We start from the raw sequence: 15557 nt of genomic DNA, 5'->3' as shown, positions 1-15557 counted from the left end.
GCGGAAGTACAGCTGGATGTCGTACTCGACGGTGAAGCCGACGCCACCGAACACCTGCTGGGCCATGGCGGTCACGTCACGGAAGGTCTGACAGGCGAACAGCTTGGCCATGGGGGCCAGCCGCGCCGTCGACCGGCCCGTCGACCGGGCCCACGCCGCCTCCCACACCAGCGTCTCGGCTCCGTCGACCCGGGTGACGGCGTCGGCGAGGTAGTGGGAGATCGCCTGGAAGGCGCCCAGGGGCTTGTCGAACTGGAAGCGGTCCTTGGCGTACTGCACCGTGATGTCGAGCGCGTACCGGGCCCCGCCCACCGCCTGGGCGGCGAGCAGCACGATCCCGTCGCGCAGCACGTGGTCCCACGCCGCCCACCCGGCGCCGGGTGCGCCCACGACCGCGTCGCCCGGGACGAAGACCGCGTCGAAGTCGACGCGGCACTGGCTGTCGGAGGCCACCGTGGGCTGCGGAACGAGCGTGACGCCGTCGGCTCGGGGGTCGACGAGCACCAGCATCACGCCGTCGGGGCCCGGGTCGCATCGCGCGAGCACCAACAGCCGATCGGCCGCCCCCGCGTACTCGACGTGCCACTTGGCGCCCGACAGCCGCCAGCCGTCGCCCTCGGCCGTCGCCGACAGCTGCACCCCGACCGGCCCGAAGCCGCGCCCCGGCTCGAGCCAGGCGGGCGTGACGACCGCCTCCCCGGACGCGATGGGGGCGAGCCACTGGTCGCGCTGCTCGTCGGTGCCGGCGAGGGCGAGCACCCCTCCGCTCATCACCGCGCTCACGAAGTGGGGGGACGGCGCCAGCGCCCGGCCCAGCTCCTCGTACACGACGACGGCGTCGACCATCGACATCCCCGAGCCGCCCCACCGCTCGGGCAGGGTGAGGCCGAGGATGCCCGTCTCTAGCAGCTGCGCCCACAGCTCCTCGGGATAGCCGATCGGATCGCCCTCCATCTTCCGGACGACGTCGAGGGTGGCGTGCTTGGCGCACATGCTCCGCACGGCGTCCCGAAGCAGGTCCTGTTCGGGGGTGAAGTCCAGCTCCATGTGGCGATGTGCCTCCGGTTCGCGGCGGGATGCGAGGGTCACGGGCGCCAGCGCCCGCTGCGCCGGTCCCACGGGTTGTCGTCAGCAGTGACGGGGACGGCGATGCGGGCGGAGCACTCGGTGCAGGTCTGGTCGCCGACGCGCAACGCGAGGTCGAGGTCGACCCAGCCGCAGCCGGTGTCGTCGACCTCCACCGTGCGCACCGAGCCCGACAGCGCCATGGTGTCGCCCGGGAAGACCGACCCCTTCATCCGGAACCGCATCCGGCCCAGTCGGCCCCTGGGACCCGTCCAGTCGGTCAGGTAGCGCTCGAACCATGCTGCCTGGTTGGGCGTGTTCAAGAAGATGTCCCGGGTGCCGTTGCGGTGCACGGCGAAGTCGTGGTCGTGGTGCATGGGCCGCCAGTCGCGGCTGGCCAGGGCGCCAAGCACGACCGTGGTTGCCGTGACGTCATAGGAGAGCGGCGGCAGCTCCTCGCCCTCCTTCACCTCGTCGAGGGTGAGGATGGTCACGCCTGCGTCTCCCTCCGGTACCCGAACCCGGTGTATGACTCGACCCCAACGAGCTCGGCGCGCTGGTTGCGGTACTCCACGTCGATCACCCAGAACCGCCCGGTGCCGAGGCGCGTCGTCTTCTCCTCGCTCACCGACCGCAGGACCTGGCGGCTCGACACGACGTCGCCCGGCCGCACCGGCTCGTGGAAGGTGATGGTGTTGTCGCTGATCACGGCCTCCGGCAGGCTGAAGCGCTCCTTCAGGTCGAAGTGCACCTGCAGCGGCTGGGCCTCGCCCGTTCGTCCCGGTGCCCAATGGTGGGGACGAAACCACACCGACAGCATCGTCGGCGGCGCCACCGGGCCCCCCGTGATCTCCGCGGCCACGTCGTCGTCCCAGAACAGCGGGTTGCCGTTCTCGACCGACGAGCACGTGGTCCACACATAGCCGCGCTCGACCGGGAACTCGCCGGTCTCCTCGTACTGGGTGCGCCCGATCGTCTCGGCGACGTCATCGGGAAGCGCACGTACGTCGGTCACGCCACCACCCCCGCCTCCCGTAGGCGAGCACAGTCGTCCGGCGACATCCCGACGCCGGCCAGCAGCTCGTCGGTATCGGTCTGGCCAACATCGCGGACGCGATAGGAGCCCTCGGACCTGTCCGACCCCGCCAGCACCGGCGCCACCTGGAGAAAGGTGCCGTGCTCGGGGTGCGTCGCCTTCACGAACGTGCCCCGCGCCGACAGCTGGGGATCCTCGACGACCTCGGGCACCGACAACACCGGGGCGACGCAGGTGTCGGCCCCGCCGAGCTCGGCGATCCATGCGTCCCGATCCCGAGTGGCGAACACCGCGGCCAGATCGGACCTGACGCGCTCCTGGACCGCGTCGTCGGTCTGGCGATCGGCCCACTGCGGAAGCCCCACGGCTCGACACAGGTTGGCCCAGAAGCGCGGCTCGATCGCCGCCACCGCCACCCACCCACCGTCGGCCGCCCGATAGGTCTCGTAGCAGGCGTAGCGGCCCGTCAGCATCCCGTGGCCAGGGCCGGGCACGACCCCGGTGGCCAGGTACTCGTCGATCTGCAGCGCCATGAGGGCCACGACACCGTCGGCCACCGACACGTCGAGGTAGGCGCCCTCTCCGCTGGCCCCCCGGCCCAACAGGGCGGCGAGGATGGCGATGACCGCCTGCATCCCACCCCCGGCACTGTCGGCGACGGTCGCGCCCGGGATCGGCGGCTTGCCCTCCGGCCCGCGCTCGGAGCAGTCGAGGAACCCGCTCACGGCCAGGTAGTCGAGGTCGTGGCCGGCCCGCGCCGCAAGGGGTCCCGACTGGCCGTGCCCGGTCGTCGAGCAGTAGACGATGCCCGGGCTGCGGTCCCGGACGTCCTCATAGCCGATGCCGAGCCTGGCCATCACGCCCGGACGAAAGCTCTCGATGAGCACGTCGGCGCCCTCGGCCAGTCGCAGGAAGGCCTCTCTGCCCTCGGCTGATTTGAGGTCCACCTGGAGACGCTTCATCCCCCGGTGGGCGCTGTAGGCGAAGAAGGGAGGCGTGATCTGCACCCCGTCCCTGGTGGGGACGGGTCCGACCTTCACGACCGTGGCGCCGTAGTCGGCCAGCCACCGGGAGGCGCGCGCCGCCGGTCCCACGCTCGCCAGATCGAGCACGGTGACGCCGTCGAGCATCGGCCTGGTACTGGTCACGCTCAGAAGTTCTTGGGCAGGCCGAGCTTGCGGCGGGCGATGATGTTCTTCTGGATCTCCGAGGCGCCGCCGCCGATGGTGTCGATCACCGTGTAGCGGTACGTCGACTCCGCCCGCCCACCCATCGGCGCGTCCTCGGTGTGCACCCGCAGCTGGCTGCCGGGACCGCCGATGTCCATGGAGGCGTCCGCCAGCCGTTTGGAGAGCTCGGTGGCGAACAGCTTGTACTCCGACGACTCGGTGGTCGGGGGCGGGCCCCCCTTCATCGACTTGGCGACGACGCGCAGCCCCAGAACCCGCGCCACCTCGCAGTCGGTGGCGAGGCGGGCGATCTCGTGGCGGACCACCGGGTCGTCGCCCAGGCGCTGGTCGTCGCGCGTCTCGGCCGCCACGAAGTCGCGCAGCACCTCCATCCGCTGCTCGATCGGAGAGAAGGTGAACATGGTGAACCGCTCGAGGTCCAGCGCCTCGGAGATGTACTGGAAACCCCGGTTCAGCTCGCCCACGACGTAATCGTCCGATACCCAGACGTCGTCGAAGAACACGTCGTTGGTACGCTCGTCGCCCATCGTCCAGATGCCGTTGATGGTGATGCCGGGCTGGTCGAGGGGGACGAGGAACAGCGTGATCCCGCGGTGCTTGGGCGCGTCCGGGTCGGTACGGGCTCCCACCCAGTACCACTCGGCGAAGTGGGCTGACGTCGTCCACGTCTTCTGGCCGTTCAACCGCCAGCCCTCGCCATCGCGGATGGCCCGCAGCTTCATCGAGGCGGCGTCCGAGCCGGCGTCGGGTTCGCTGTAGCCCACGGCGAACTCGACCTCGTTGCGAAGGATCTTGGGCAGGAACTCCTTCTTCATCCTGTCGCTGCCGTGGGCCAGGATCGTCTTGCCGATGATCCCTACACCCTTGCCGATCTGGGGACCGCCCCGTCGGGCCAGGGCCTCGTTGAGCAGGTACTCGTACACCCCGTCGCTCTCCTGGCCTCCCCACTCCTTCGGCCAGGTGATCCCGAGCCAGCCGCGGTCGCCGACCTTGCGCATGAACTCGCGCTTCTTCGGGGTGTCGACGATCTGGGCCATGTTCTCCCGAGTCACGTCGAAGACCTCGGGATCGTCGTTCTCGTCGAGAAAGTGCTCGACCTCCTCCCGGAAGGCGACCTGTTCGGGGGACAGCTCGAAGTCCATACCGCTCCTGGGACGCGAATATCTGACGCTGCATCAGAGTACAGCGTCGGGCGGCCGAATGACCCATCCGAGCCGCCCTCGGGCGCGATGAGTCGAGGCGCTCAAGAGCGGGGAAGGACGGCTGCGCCCACCCGGGTCCTGTGCCAGGCGGCGTCTCCCCAGGCCGCCGCCAGGGCCCAGCCCCGCTTCATCCACAGCTGGAGGTCGTGCTCCCAGGTGAAGCCGATGGCGCCGTGGGTCTGGAGGGCAACCCGGCCGGCGAGCGTCGCCGCGTCGGACGCGTAGGCCTTGGCCATGGACACGTCGAGGGCCCGCTCGGGCATGTCACGGGCGATCGAGTAGGCCGCCCGATAGACGACCGGCCGGGCCAGCTCCAGCTGAAGCAGCGCGTTGGCGAGCATGTGCTTGACGGCCTCGAACGAGCCGATCGGCTGGCCGAACTGGACGCGGCGGCGGGCGTGCTCCACGGCGAGGTTGATGAGCTGCTGCGTGACGCCGAGCAGCTGGGCGGCCGCGGCCAGGGCGCCGCGGTCGAAGGCGGACTCGATCGCCGCCGCCGCCCGATCGCCGTTCGCCAGGAGGCTGGCCGCGCCCGGCTCCCACTCGACGCTGGCCAAACGGCGAGCGCGGTCGAGCGACGGCTGCTCGAACACCGTGACCTGGTCGGGGGCGACGGCGTGGACCTCGTTGCCCCGCTGCAGCAGGAGAAGATCGGCAGACCCGGCGTGGTCCACGTACGGCGTGGTCGAAAGGCCGACGCCGAGGATCGCCTGCCCGGTCGCCACTGGGCGCAGCCAGCGCTCCCGGAGCTCGTCCGACCCCACCTCGGCGAGCAGGGGTGCTCCCACCGCCGTCGTATCGACGATCGGCTCGGGAAGGCCGGCGCGTCCCGACTCCTCGAGCACGAGGACCAGCGACAGCTCGTCCATTCCCAGCCCGCCGTGACGCTCGGGAACGGTCAGGCCGGTCACCCCGAGCGCCGCCAGCATGGCCCACCGGTCGGTCGACCATCCGCGGTGGCTGGACCACGCCGCCCTGACGTCGGCCGGCGTGCACTCCTTGTCGAGGAACTCCCGCACTGTCGCGCGAAAGAGCACGTGGTCCTCATCGAAGGCGAATCTCATCAGGTGCTCCGGGGAAGCGACAGGACCCGATCGGCGACCACGTTGCGCTGGATCTCGTTGGTCCCGGCGTAGATCGGCCCGGCCAGGGCGAACAGGAAGCCGTCGAGCCAGCGGCCGTCGTCCACCGCGCCGGGCGCCTGCTCGACGAGCTCGGCCGACGGCCCGAGCAGCCGGAGAGCGGTCTCGTGCATGCGAACGTCCATCTCGGACCACCACAGCTTGTTGAGGCTGGACTCGGCCCCGATGGCACCGCCGTCGATGATGCGCGACACCGTCCAGTAGGTGTGCAGCCGGTAGGCCTCGGCGTCCATCCAGGCCTGCACCACCTCGCCGCGCACCGCCGGGTCGGCGCTCCCGCCGACCCGACCGAACAGGTCGACGAGCCGCCCTGCCGTCTCCGTGTACCTTGCCGGGCTGCGCAGGCTGAGGCCCCGCTCGAAGCCGGCGGTGGCCATGGCCACCTTCCAACCCCGGTCCTGCTCCCCGATCACGTTGGCGGCCGGGACACGGACGCCGTCGAGAAAGACCTCGGCGAAGCCGGTCTCCCCGTCGAGCTGGGCGATGGGACGGACCGTCACCCCGTCGGCGGCCATCGGCACCAGGATGAAGGTGAGCCCGCGATGGCGCTCGGCCGCAGGGTCGGTCCGGAACAGCCCGAACATCCAATCGGCGAAAGCGCCGCGGGAGCACCACGTCTTCTGGCCGTCGAGCACGTAGTCGTCGCCGTCGCGCACCGCCCGGCTGCGGATGGCGGCCAGGTCGCTCCCGGCGTCGGGCTCGGACCACCCCTGGCACCAGATCTCGTCTCCGGCGGCCATGGGCGGGAGGAAGCGGGCCCTCTGCTCGTCGGTGCCGAGCTCGATGATGGTCGGCCCGAGAAGGAAGATGCCGTTCTGGTTCACCCGGCCGGGAGCGGCGGCCCGGTAGTACTCCTCCTCGAAGATCAGCCACTCGATGAGGTTGGCACCCTGGCCTCCGTACTCGACCGGCCACGACACCGCCGACCACCCACCGGCGGAGAGCTCTCGCTCCCACGCCCGGTGCTGCTCGAAACCCTCGGCGGTGTCCATGGAGGCGAGCGGCGCGGCGGGGACGGTGTCCTCCAGCCACGACCTGGCGATCCGACGGAACTCCTCCTCGTGGGGCGTGAAGTCGAGATCCACTGGGTGCTCCCTACCCCTGCAGCCGGGCGAGGGTCTCCTCGGCCTGGCGGACGATGCCGTTCACGACGTCGGCCACCGCCGGGAGCTCGTCGATGACCCCGACCACCTGCCCGGTGGGCAGGATGCCGACCTCGGGCCGCCCTTCGACCATGGCCGCCCTCGTCATCATGGGGGCATTGGCCGCCATCACCATCTGGCCCCAGGTGAGCCCCTGGCGCTTCTTCATGGCCAGCCCTTCGGCCAACAGATCGCGCAGCGACGTGTCGGTGAGCTTGCGGAAGGCGAAGGCGTTGCGGGCGGCGCGCGGCAGCGCGGTGAGCCGTCCCGACCGTTCGAGCGAGTCGACCACCTCCGTGCGGATCACGCGCTGGGGCAGTCCGTCGATGTGGCGCGACACCACCGTGTCGGTCACCGACTTCTTCAGGTAGATCCCCTTCACGCTGTCGGGCACGGTGCTCTCCTTGGTGAGCAGGAACCGCGTGCCCATGGCCACCCCCGCGGCGCCGTAGGCCAGCGCCGCCACCAGTCCCCTCCCGTCGAAGAACCCACCGGCGGCGACGACCGGCACATCGACCGCGTCCACCACCTGGGGCAGGAGCAGCGAGGTCGGCACCTGACCGGTGTGTCCGCCGCCCTCCATGCCCTGGGCGATGAGGGCGTCGGCGCCCCACTCGACGACCTTCTCGGCGTGGCGACGGGCGCCGATCGTCGGCATGTTCACCACGCCGTTGTCCCTCAGCCGGCGGATGAGGTCGGGACGCGGCGCCTGGCCGTAGCTGGCCACCTTCACGCCCGACTTCAGGATCAGCGCCACCCGATCCTCCACGTCGGGCTGGTCGGTGCGAAAGTTCACCCCGAAGGGACGATCTGTTCGCTCCTTCACCTCGTTGACCGCCCGCTCGAGCTCGTCGAGGGTCATCGTCCCCCCGGCGAGGATCCCGAGGGCGCCGGCCTGGCTGGAGGCCGCGGTCAGCCGCGGGCCCGACACCCACCCCATGCCCGTCTGCACGATCGGATAGCGGATATCGAGCAGGTCGCAGAGGCGGGTGTGGAGCGCGCCGCCCGACCCGGTCACTTCACCTCACTGCTGCGCAGCCCGGTGGGGTCGAGCACCTCGCGCACGAGCCGCAGCTCCTCGTCGGTCGGGAGCCTGGTCTCGTCGAGGTCGTCGGGCACGACGAGCGGGAAGCCCGTCGCCTCGATCACGTCCTCGACGGCCACGCCCGGGTGCACAGATCGCAGCCGCATGGCGTGGTCGGGCGTGGCGAAGTCGAAGACGGCCTTGTTGGTCACGACCACCCGGATCTCGTGGTTGCGGGACGCGGACGGGCCCGCCTCGGCGGCGCGCTGGTAGCCGACTCCCGACACCATGTCGACGTGTTCGACGAAGGCGCGCCGCGAGTGGTTGGGCACCCAATAGCTGGTGGGGTGGTTGACGGTGTTGCCCGGGGCTCCTCTGACCCCGAGGAGCTGCGCCTTGGGGAGCTCCCAGTCGCCGATGCAGGCGATGTTCTGGTTGCCGTAGCGGTCGATCTGGGTGGCACCCATCATCACGTGGCGCCGACCGGCCCACACGACGTCGAAGACCGACCGGTAGGGCAGCCACCCCTCGATCACCTTGTGCTCTGGCGGTCGGCCGACCGGCAGCGGGTTGGCAACGAGGTAGGCCTCCCCGTCGGTCAGCAGCAGGTCGGGCTCGAAGGTCGCCTTGGCCAGCCGCGCGGCGATGGTCGGGACCACGCCGATCGGGCTGGCCAGCACCTCACCGTCGCCGCGCCAAACCTCGGCGCAGGCCACGACGCAGATCTCGTCGAGCGTCGCCTCGGCCGTCACGACCCTCCGACCGCCGCTTGGTACTCGGCCTCGCTCCCGAGCTCGAGGTACGTGCGCCGGAACGTCGCCCACGCCTCGGGATCGGCGGCCGCGGTCGCGTACTCCCGCTGATGCTCCTCGTCGCGCTCGTAGTCGGGATCGCACGAGGTGAAGTGGGCGCCGTGGGGCGCCTCCACCACCCCGTCGGTCATCATGCGATTGATCCGAAGGGACTGCACCGGCCCCTCCTTGAGGAGATCCTCGGTCGGGACGAGGCGCTCGCACGACAGGAACCGACGGCGGGCGGCCATGCAGAAGAGGTCGTCGAAATAGGGGTCCGGTCCGAGGAACTGCCCGTTCCCACTTGCATCGGCGCGGTTCATGTGGACCAGGGCCACGTCCAGTGGCAGCGCCGGCATGGCCACCACTTCCTCGCCGTCGTACGGAGAGGTGACCGTCGCCAGCTCGGGATTGATGCGCATGACGTCGGAGCCGAGCCCGGCGCGGGTCGGCAGGAACGGCAGCCGCAGCGCCGCCGCGTACAGCCCCCACTGCAGCATGCCCTCGTCGAGCTCCATCGCCTCGACTGACCCGCTCTGACGAGCCGACCTGAAGTGCGGCTCGAGCGGGATGGAGTCGAGCGAGACGAACCCGTAGATGACCTTTCGCACCTTGCCGGCCGCGCACAGCAGGCCGACGTCCGGGCCGCCGTAGGCCACGACGGTCAGGTCCTTCACGTCCGAGCGCAGGATTGCCCTGATGAGGGACATGGGCTTTCGCCTGGATCCCCACCCGCCGATGCCCACGGTCATCCCGTCGGACAGCTCGGTGACGACCTCGTCCTCGGTCGTGAGCTTGTCAGCCACCAGTTCTACGATCGTCCTTGTCGATGAAGGCCTGCCGGGCCTCGTCGGACACGTCCGACAGGTTGAGCTCGAAGGTGAAGCCCTGCTCGAAGCGGTAGCTGCGCTTCACGTCGACAGGATCGATCCCGTTCAGGGACTCCTTGGCCCGCCTGATGACGGTGGGGTTCTTGGAGGCGATCTGGGCGGCCACCTCCCGGGCGGCGGTGCGGAGATCGTCCGGCTCGGCGACGCGAAGTACAGAGCCGAAGTGGTGCAGCTCCGCTGCGGTGGCCGTAGCGCTGGTGTACATCATGGCCCGCATCTTGTGCTGGGGCACGAGCCGGGCGAGGTGGGTGGCCGCACCGAGGGCGCCGCGGTCCACCTCGGGCAGGCCGAAGGTGGCATCGGTCGACGCGACGATCACGTCCGAGTTGCCGACGATGCCGATGCCCCCGCCGAGGCAGAACCCCTGCACGGCCGAGATGACCGGGACCTCACACTCGTAGACGGCGGCGAAGGCCGCCGCGCAGCCCCGGTTCACTCCGACGAGGGCGGCGCTGCCCTCGCGCTGGACCTCCTTGATGTCCACGCCGGCGCAGAAGCCCCGGCCTTCGGCGGCCACGATCACCACGCGGACGCCCTCGCTGGCGCCGAGCTCCCGGACCGCGTCGGCCAGATCGAACCAGCTCTTCACGTCGAGGGCATTGACCGGGGGGACGTCGATGACGACCTCGGCCACCCCGTCGGCAACGCCTTCGACCATGCCGTGCGAGATGCCCATGGACTAGGATTCTGACACACCGTCACGTTGCTGGACGAAGGGACGCCGAGGGATGAGGGAGTACCCGATCCGGGTGGGGAGCATGCTGTTCACGATGGTGGACCCGCACCACGGCCACGAGGTCGAGTACAACCGCTGGTACGAGCGGGACCACTTCTATGCAGGCTGCCTCATCGGGCCGTGGCTCTTCTCCGGCCGCCGTTGGGTGGCGACCCGACCGCTCAAGGACCTGCGCTTCCCGGCCGACAGTCCCGTCGCCGACCCCGTGGACGCAGGCTCGTACCTGGCCGTCTACTGGGTGCTCGAGGGCAAGCACGGGGAGCACTTCAGCTGGGCGACCGACCAGGTGAAGTCGCTCTACGCCGAAGGCCGGGGCTTCGACAACCGCACCCATGTCCATACCGCGCTGTACACCCACGACTGGCGCCACTACCGCGACGACGACCCCGTGCCCCTCGAGCTCTCGCTCGACCACGCCTTCGGGGGCCTGGTGGCCGTGAGCGTCGAGCGGGAGCCGGGCGTGACCAAGGAGGAGGTCGACCGCTGGTACGAGGACGAGCTGCTGCCGTCGTGGCTTCCCGGCTCTCCCGTGGCGTCGGTCTCCTCGTGGTCGCAGGTGCCCCTCCGGGACGACGCCCCGTCGTTCGTTCCCCGTGACGAAGGCGCCGACCGCCGGTCGATGCACCTGTACTTCCTGGACGGCGATCCGAGGGACGCGTGGGACCGCTTCGTCGAGCTGGGCAAGGCCGTGTCGGGCAGCGGGCTGGCCCACGCCGCCCTGGCGGCGCCGTTCATCCCCACCGTCATCGGCACCGACACCTACGTCGACGAGCTCTGGTAGCTCAGGGGGATCGGACGATGGGCGATCCCCTGGACATGTCCGGCCGGGTGGTGATCGTCACCGGTGGCTGTCGGGGCATCGGCCGGGGCATCACGACGCGGTTCCTCGAAGCCGGAGCGGACGTGGTCGTGTGCTGTCGCCATCAGCCCGAGGAGCCGCTCGGCGGGGGCGGACGAGAGGCGGTGTTCGTCGAAGCCGACGTGCGCGAGGTCGACCAGATCGACCGGGTCGTGTCCGCTACGACGGATCGCCTCGGTCGGCTCGACGTGCTCGTCAACAACGCCGGCGGGGCGCCCTCGGCCCCGGCCGCCACGGCGTCGCCGCGGTTCTCGGCTTCCATCATCTCCCTCAACCTGGTCGCACCCCTCAACTTCTCCCAACGGGCCAACGGCGTCATGCAGGAGCAGCCCGAGGGCGGGGCCATCGTCAACATCGCCAGCGTCAGCGGCATGCGCCCGTCGCCCGGGGCGGCAGCCTACGGAGCGGCCAAGGCCGGCCTGCTCAACCTCAGCCAGACCCTCGCCGTCGAGTGGGCCCCGAAGGTGCGGGTCAACTGTGTCACTGCGGGGCTCATCCGTACCGAACAGGCCCACCTCTGGTACGGCGACGAGGCGGGCGTGGCCGCGGTGGGGGCGACGGTGCCTCTCGGCCGGATGGGTGAGCCCGACGACGTCGCCGACGTGTGCCTGTTCCTCGCCTCCCCGCTAGCCCGGTATGTCAGCGGCGGCAACGTGGTTGCCCACGGTGGCGGCGAGCGGCCGGCGTACCTCGACGCGGCCCAACCCACCTGAGGACGGCCCTGAGCGGCCGCTCCCGGTAGGGTCCACTGGTTATGAGCCTGCCCCCCGATCCCCGGGTCGCCTACACCACCGGCGACCCGGTCGAGACCGAGCACCGGGCCCTCAAGCACGCCCTGGTGGGTGAGTGCCGACGGGTCATCGACCACATCGCCCTGCTCGATCCCGAGCGCACGGATGACGCCGAGCTGGCGCGGCTGGCCGACGACACGCGCGCCCTGGCCGACCGGTTGGAATCGATGCCGTCCCTCCGCCGCTTCGGCGGCCTGGCCGTGTCGGGCCCCGACGACGCCGCTCTCCTGGAGCGCAGTGGCATCAGCGGGCGCAGCAACCCGCTCGCCCCTCCACTGCAGTTCGCCATGACCGACGGCGTCACTCGCGGCCACGCCATCTACACGACCGCCTACGAGGGGCCACCGGGCTGCCTGCACGGCGGCTTCGTGGCAGCAGCCTTCGACGACATGATGGGCTTCGCCCAGATGGCCTCGGGCTTCGCCGGCTACACCGGTACCCTCACGGTGAAGATGCGCCGACCGACCCCCCTCGACCGGCGCATCGACTTCGAGGCCGGCCTCGACCGGGTCGACGGCCGCAAGATCTTCTGCTGGGGCAAGTCCTGGGACGGGGACACCCTCCTGTGCGAGGCGACGATCCTGTTCGTCGCCCCGCGGGAAGGCCTGATGCCCGGTTGAGCGGCCCGCGGGGCGAGGCTACAGGTGCCCGAGGCAGGTGTTGCTGTGGTTACTGCTGTTCGTCCCGTCGGGACAGGTGGTGTTGAGCCAGGTAACGGCGTTGAGGTTCGCTCCCGATAGGTGGGCGCCGGTGAGGTTTGCCCGCGAGAGGTTGGCCGCGTTGAGGTTCGCTGCCGACAGGTTCGCCCCGGCGAGGTTGGCCCCCGACAGGTTGGCCCCATTGAGGTTGGCACCGGTGAGGTTCGCCCCCGCGAGGTTGGCGTTGGCGAGGTTGGCTCCGCTCAGGTTGCAACCGGCCAGGCTCGATCCGCACTTGGCCACGGTCTGGCCCAGAGCCGGCGACGCGCTCCCAACGAAGTTGGCGCCTCCCGAGTAGGTGGCCACCATCGAATGGTTCCCGTTGGCCTTGTAGGTCACCACGCAGGTGGCCGAGCCCCCCGAGACTCCTCGCTGCGAGCACCCCGAGATGGCAGAGCCGTTGTCGGTAAAGGCAACGGTCCCTGTCGGACTGCCGGATCCAGGCGAAACGACGCTCACGGTGGCGGTGAAGGTGACCGGCTGGCCCGCCTTCGACGGGTCGGCAGAGGAAGCCACCGCGGTAGTCGTCGCTGCTTTGTTGACCGTGAGCGTCGCGGCATTGCTCATCACTGTGCCGCTCGAGTTGGTGAACACGGCTCGGTACTGGTTGCCGCTCTGGGACACGCCCGGGGTGAAGCTGTAGGTCGGGCCCGTGGCGCCAGAGACGTCGGTGAATAGATTGCCCCCGTTCGTCGAGACCTGCCACTTGGCCGCGGGAGCCGGGAATCCTGATGCCGCGGCGCTGAAGCTGGCCGTCTGCCCGAAGGTGACCGTCTGGTTGGTGGGCTGAGAGCCGACGGCCGGGGCCTGGTTGACCGTGAGGGTGGCGGCGCTCGTCGTCGAGCTACCACCGAAGTTGCTGAACACGGCCCGGTACCGGTTTCCGCTCTGGGAGAGGGTGGGGACGAAGCTGAAGGTCGTCGCCGTCGCACCGGCGATGGAAACGAAGCTGTTACCCCCGCTGGTCGAGACCTGCCACTGGACCGCAGGGGTCGGAGTGCCGGAGGCGGCGGCGGTGAAGGTCGCCGTCTGCCCGAGGATCACCGTCTGGTTGGCGGGCTGGAGGATCACGCTGGGAGGCGGCACGACAGTGAGGTCGGCCTGGTCGGTGACGTTGCCGACGGCCGCCGAGATCTTGGCGGTCCCGCCGCTCACTCCGTTCGCCACCCCGTTCGGCCCCACCGTGGCGACTGGGATGGTGTCTGACGTCCAGGTGGCGAACCCCGTCAGGTCGGCGTCCGGGGCAGCGGCGTAATGGCCGGTGGCGATGAACGGCTGCGTCCCCCCGGCAGGAATCGAGGCGGTCGTCGGTGACACCGAGATCGAGGTCGGAGCGGGTGTCAACGTCTCGATGTTGCTGAACGAGATGTCGGCTGGGTTGGAGAACGTCCAGGTGCCGCCGGAGCTGCCGTTGCGGGACAATGCCGCGCTGCCGAGTGTCGGGTCCGTCCGGTCGACGTTCAGGGTGTCGCCGGGCGAGGTCGAAGGCGGTCCACCGTCCACCGCGAACTCGTCGTGGGTACTGGGCGTGGCCTGGAACAGGTCGGCTGCCGACCCTCCCTTCACGGACACCTGCTTGAGAGTGGAGTCGTAGGTGACCGCCCCGGAGGTCAGCCCGGTCACGCCCGTGTCGCTGAGCGCCGCGGTGCGGCCCTGGGCGTCCAGGGAGTCGTCAATGGAGACCTGTTGCGTGTTGGCCAGCGACACCGGTCCCAGAATCTTGTCGGGCAACACGTCACCGGGAAAGCTCGAGGGGTCTCCGACGAGCACGCTGTTATGCCCCCCCGCCTGTCCGTCGACGGTGAGTGGGCCAGCGGATCCCGTGCCTCCCACTGCGACAACGTCGTTCCCGGTGCCGGATTTGATCGTGGTTGGAGCCAACGTGGCATGCACGACGAAGGTGGTGCCGGCGATTCCCCCGTCGAGCTCGAGGTTGCTGACGCTCGAGTCGTAAGCGACGAGCCCCGAGTTGGGTAGTCCGACCACTCCGGGATGCGGGCCGTCGCTCGTGACGTCAAGGTCCGCGTCCGAACCGGAAGTGGGTCGGGCGTTACGCCCGCTGTCGTCCATGGTCACGCTCATGTGGCCGCTGGAGTTCTGCTCGTCCATCAGGACCGGGCCCTGAATGCCGTCCAGCACCTTCGGCTCAGGCGTGTTGGGGAGCACCTGACGGCCAAAGTCGACCGCGTCCGAGCCGCCCCCGCCGACCAGGTCGAGCTGGCCTTTGACCGCCGTCACGTTGAAAGTGTCGTCACGAGGGGTGCCCACTACCGTCGCATTGGACGTCGTGGTGGCCAGGTTGAAGGTGTCGGGTGCAGTGGCACCGGGGTCGGCGACAAGGAGCATCGTGGCGGACGTCGTGACGACGCCGTACGTCTGGCCCCCGGACTGAGCAGTGATGTTCAGATTAGAGATACCGGGGTGGGGGTTGTTGATGTTCCAAGTCGCAGCCGTGCCGGGCCCTTTGATGTTGAGCGTCGGAGCCTGCACTTCCATGGTCTGGAAGGACCCTGTGCCCGCGATGTTCACCTCGGTGGTGTTGGGAGTGGGGCCGTCCACCACGTTGACCTGGGTCGCACCGGTAGGCCCGAGGTCTATGTCGACGGCGCCCGGTGTCGTCGCGCCGGCACTCACCGCCGAGAGAGCCGCCTGACCGCCCACGGTGGCGGCACCGACGGCGCATACCGCGGCCAGCCGCGACACGAGGTGCTGACGTCGCCCGACCACTATTCTCACGTCCCCCCTGACCAGATACGCCCCGCTCTGCGCGATCCCCCGCAAAGTGAGACAAGCACCCTGTCCGAAGCTCATCGGAGGCGAGGGCTCGTTGAGCAGGGTACGGAACGGCACGCCGCATAGCATCAGTAGAACTACGTAGATTTGGCGGCCTTCAGCGGCTCGACGGCCGCCAGCGACTCAGATGCGCTCGAGGATCGTCCCCGTCGCCAGGGCGCCGCCGCAGCACATCGAGACCAAGGCGGTCGTCTGGTC

At 70.0% G+C, this 15557-nt stretch carries 15 protein-coding genes; 3 read left to right on the top strand and 12 right to left on the bottom strand.

Features of this window, described 5'->3' with window-relative positions:
* The 11 genes from VGF64_17280 to VGF64_17230 form a co-directional block, all read right to left on the bottom strand.
* Positions 1-1119: acyl-CoA dehydrogenase family protein (locus VGF64_17280; protein ID HEY1636515.1), on the bottom strand; the 1119-nt coding region annotated here is incomplete at its 3' end.
* Positions 1086-1559 carry a hypothetical protein gene (locus VGF64_17275; protein ID HEY1636514.1) on the bottom strand — a complete coding sequence of 158 codons (474 nt, stop codon included), beginning with the start codon at positions 1557-1559 and terminating at the stop codon, positions 1086-1088. The genes VGF64_17280 and VGF64_17275, both read right to left, overlap by 34 nt.
* A complete protein-coding gene (locus VGF64_17270) occupies positions 1556-2080 on the bottom strand; it encodes a MaoC family dehydratase N-terminal domain-containing protein (protein HEY1636513.1) in 525 nt (174 codons plus the stop codon). Before VGF64_17270 ends, VGF64_17275 begins: the two co-directional genes overlap by 4 nt.
* Positions 2077-3249 (bottom strand): CaiB/BaiF CoA-transferase family protein, encoded by a 1173-nt coding sequence (locus VGF64_17265; protein ID HEY1636512.1) that lies wholly within the window; start codon positions 3247-3249, stop codon positions 2077-2079. The genes VGF64_17270 and VGF64_17265 overlap by 4 nt, the downstream gene beginning before the upstream one ends.
* A gap of 2 nt (positions 3250-3251) precedes the next feature.
* Positions 3252-4433: an acyl-CoA dehydrogenase family protein gene (locus tag VGF64_17260; GenBank protein HEY1636511.1), complete on the bottom strand. Its 1182-nt coding sequence runs from the start codon at positions 4431-4433 to the stop codon at positions 3252-3254.
* 101 nt (positions 4434-4534) lie between these two features.
* Positions 4535-5557: an acyl-CoA dehydrogenase family protein gene (locus tag VGF64_17255; GenBank protein ID HEY1636510.1), complete on the bottom strand. Its 1023-nt coding sequence runs from the start codon at positions 5555-5557 to the stop codon at positions 4535-4537.
* A complete protein-coding gene (locus tag VGF64_17250; protein HEY1636509.1) occupies positions 5557-6720 on the bottom strand; it encodes an acyl-CoA dehydrogenase family protein in 1164 nt (387 codons plus the stop codon). The genes VGF64_17255 and VGF64_17250 overlap by 1 nt, the downstream gene beginning before the upstream one ends.
* A 10-nt stretch (positions 6721-6730) precedes the next feature.
* A complete protein-coding gene (locus tag VGF64_17245; protein HEY1636508.1) occupies positions 6731-7795 on the bottom strand; it encodes a nitronate monooxygenase in 1065 nt (354 codons plus the stop codon).
* On the bottom strand, positions 7792-8553 hold the full coding sequence (locus VGF64_17240; GenBank protein ID HEY1636507.1) for a CoA-transferase: 762 nt from the start codon (positions 8551-8553) through the stop codon (positions 7792-7794). The genes VGF64_17245 and VGF64_17240 overlap by 4 nt, the downstream gene beginning before the upstream one ends.
* Positions 8550-9398 (bottom strand): CoA-transferase, encoded by an 849-nt coding sequence (locus VGF64_17235; GenBank protein HEY1636506.1) that lies wholly within the window; start codon positions 9396-9398, stop codon positions 8550-8552. Before VGF64_17235 ends, VGF64_17240 begins: the two co-directional genes overlap by 4 nt.
* The gene (locus VGF64_17230; GenBank protein ID HEY1636505.1) at positions 9391-10158 is read right to left on the bottom strand and encodes an enoyl-CoA hydratase family protein; all 768 of its coding nucleotides are present in this window, start codon (positions 10156-10158) and stop codon (positions 9391-9393) included. The genes VGF64_17235 and VGF64_17230 overlap by 8 nt, the downstream gene beginning before the upstream one ends.
* 52 nt (positions 10159-10210) lie before the next feature.
* Here VGF64_17230 and VGF64_17225 point away from each other — a divergent pair, with 52 nt between their 5' ends.
* The 3 genes from VGF64_17225 to VGF64_17215 are packed head-to-tail and all read left to right on the top strand — an operon-like array spanning position 10211 to position 12488.
* On the top strand, positions 10211-10999 hold the full coding sequence (locus tag VGF64_17225; protein HEY1636504.1) for a hypothetical protein: 789 nt from the start codon (positions 10211-10213) through the stop codon (positions 10997-10999).
* Positions 11000-11016: 17 nt separating this feature from the next.
* The gene (locus tag VGF64_17220) at positions 11017-11790 is read left to right on the top strand and encodes an SDR family oxidoreductase (GenBank protein HEY1636503.1); all 774 of its coding nucleotides are present in this window, start codon (positions 11017-11019) and stop codon (positions 11788-11790) included.
* A 41-nt stretch (positions 11791-11831) separates the two neighbouring features.
* Positions 11832-12488, top strand: coding sequence for a PaaI family thioesterase (locus VGF64_17215; protein HEY1636502.1), 657 nt, complete (start codon positions 11832-11834; stop codon positions 12486-12488).
* A gap of 18 nt (positions 12489-12506) precedes the next feature.
* On the opposite strand, the gene VGF64_17210 is transcribed toward VGF64_17215, so the two are convergent.
* Positions 12507-15416 (bottom strand): pentapeptide repeat-containing protein, encoded by a 2910-nt coding sequence (locus VGF64_17210; protein ID HEY1636501.1) that lies wholly within the window; start codon positions 15414-15416, stop codon positions 12507-12509.
* Positions 15417-15557: the final 141 nt, after the last annotated feature.

This window comes from Acidimicrobiales bacterium (genome assembly GCA_036491125.1).
Classification (GTDB): Bacteria; Actinomycetota; Acidimicrobiia; order Acidimicrobiales; family AC-9; genus AC-9.
This window is presented reverse-complemented; position numbering and strand designations above follow the sequence as displayed.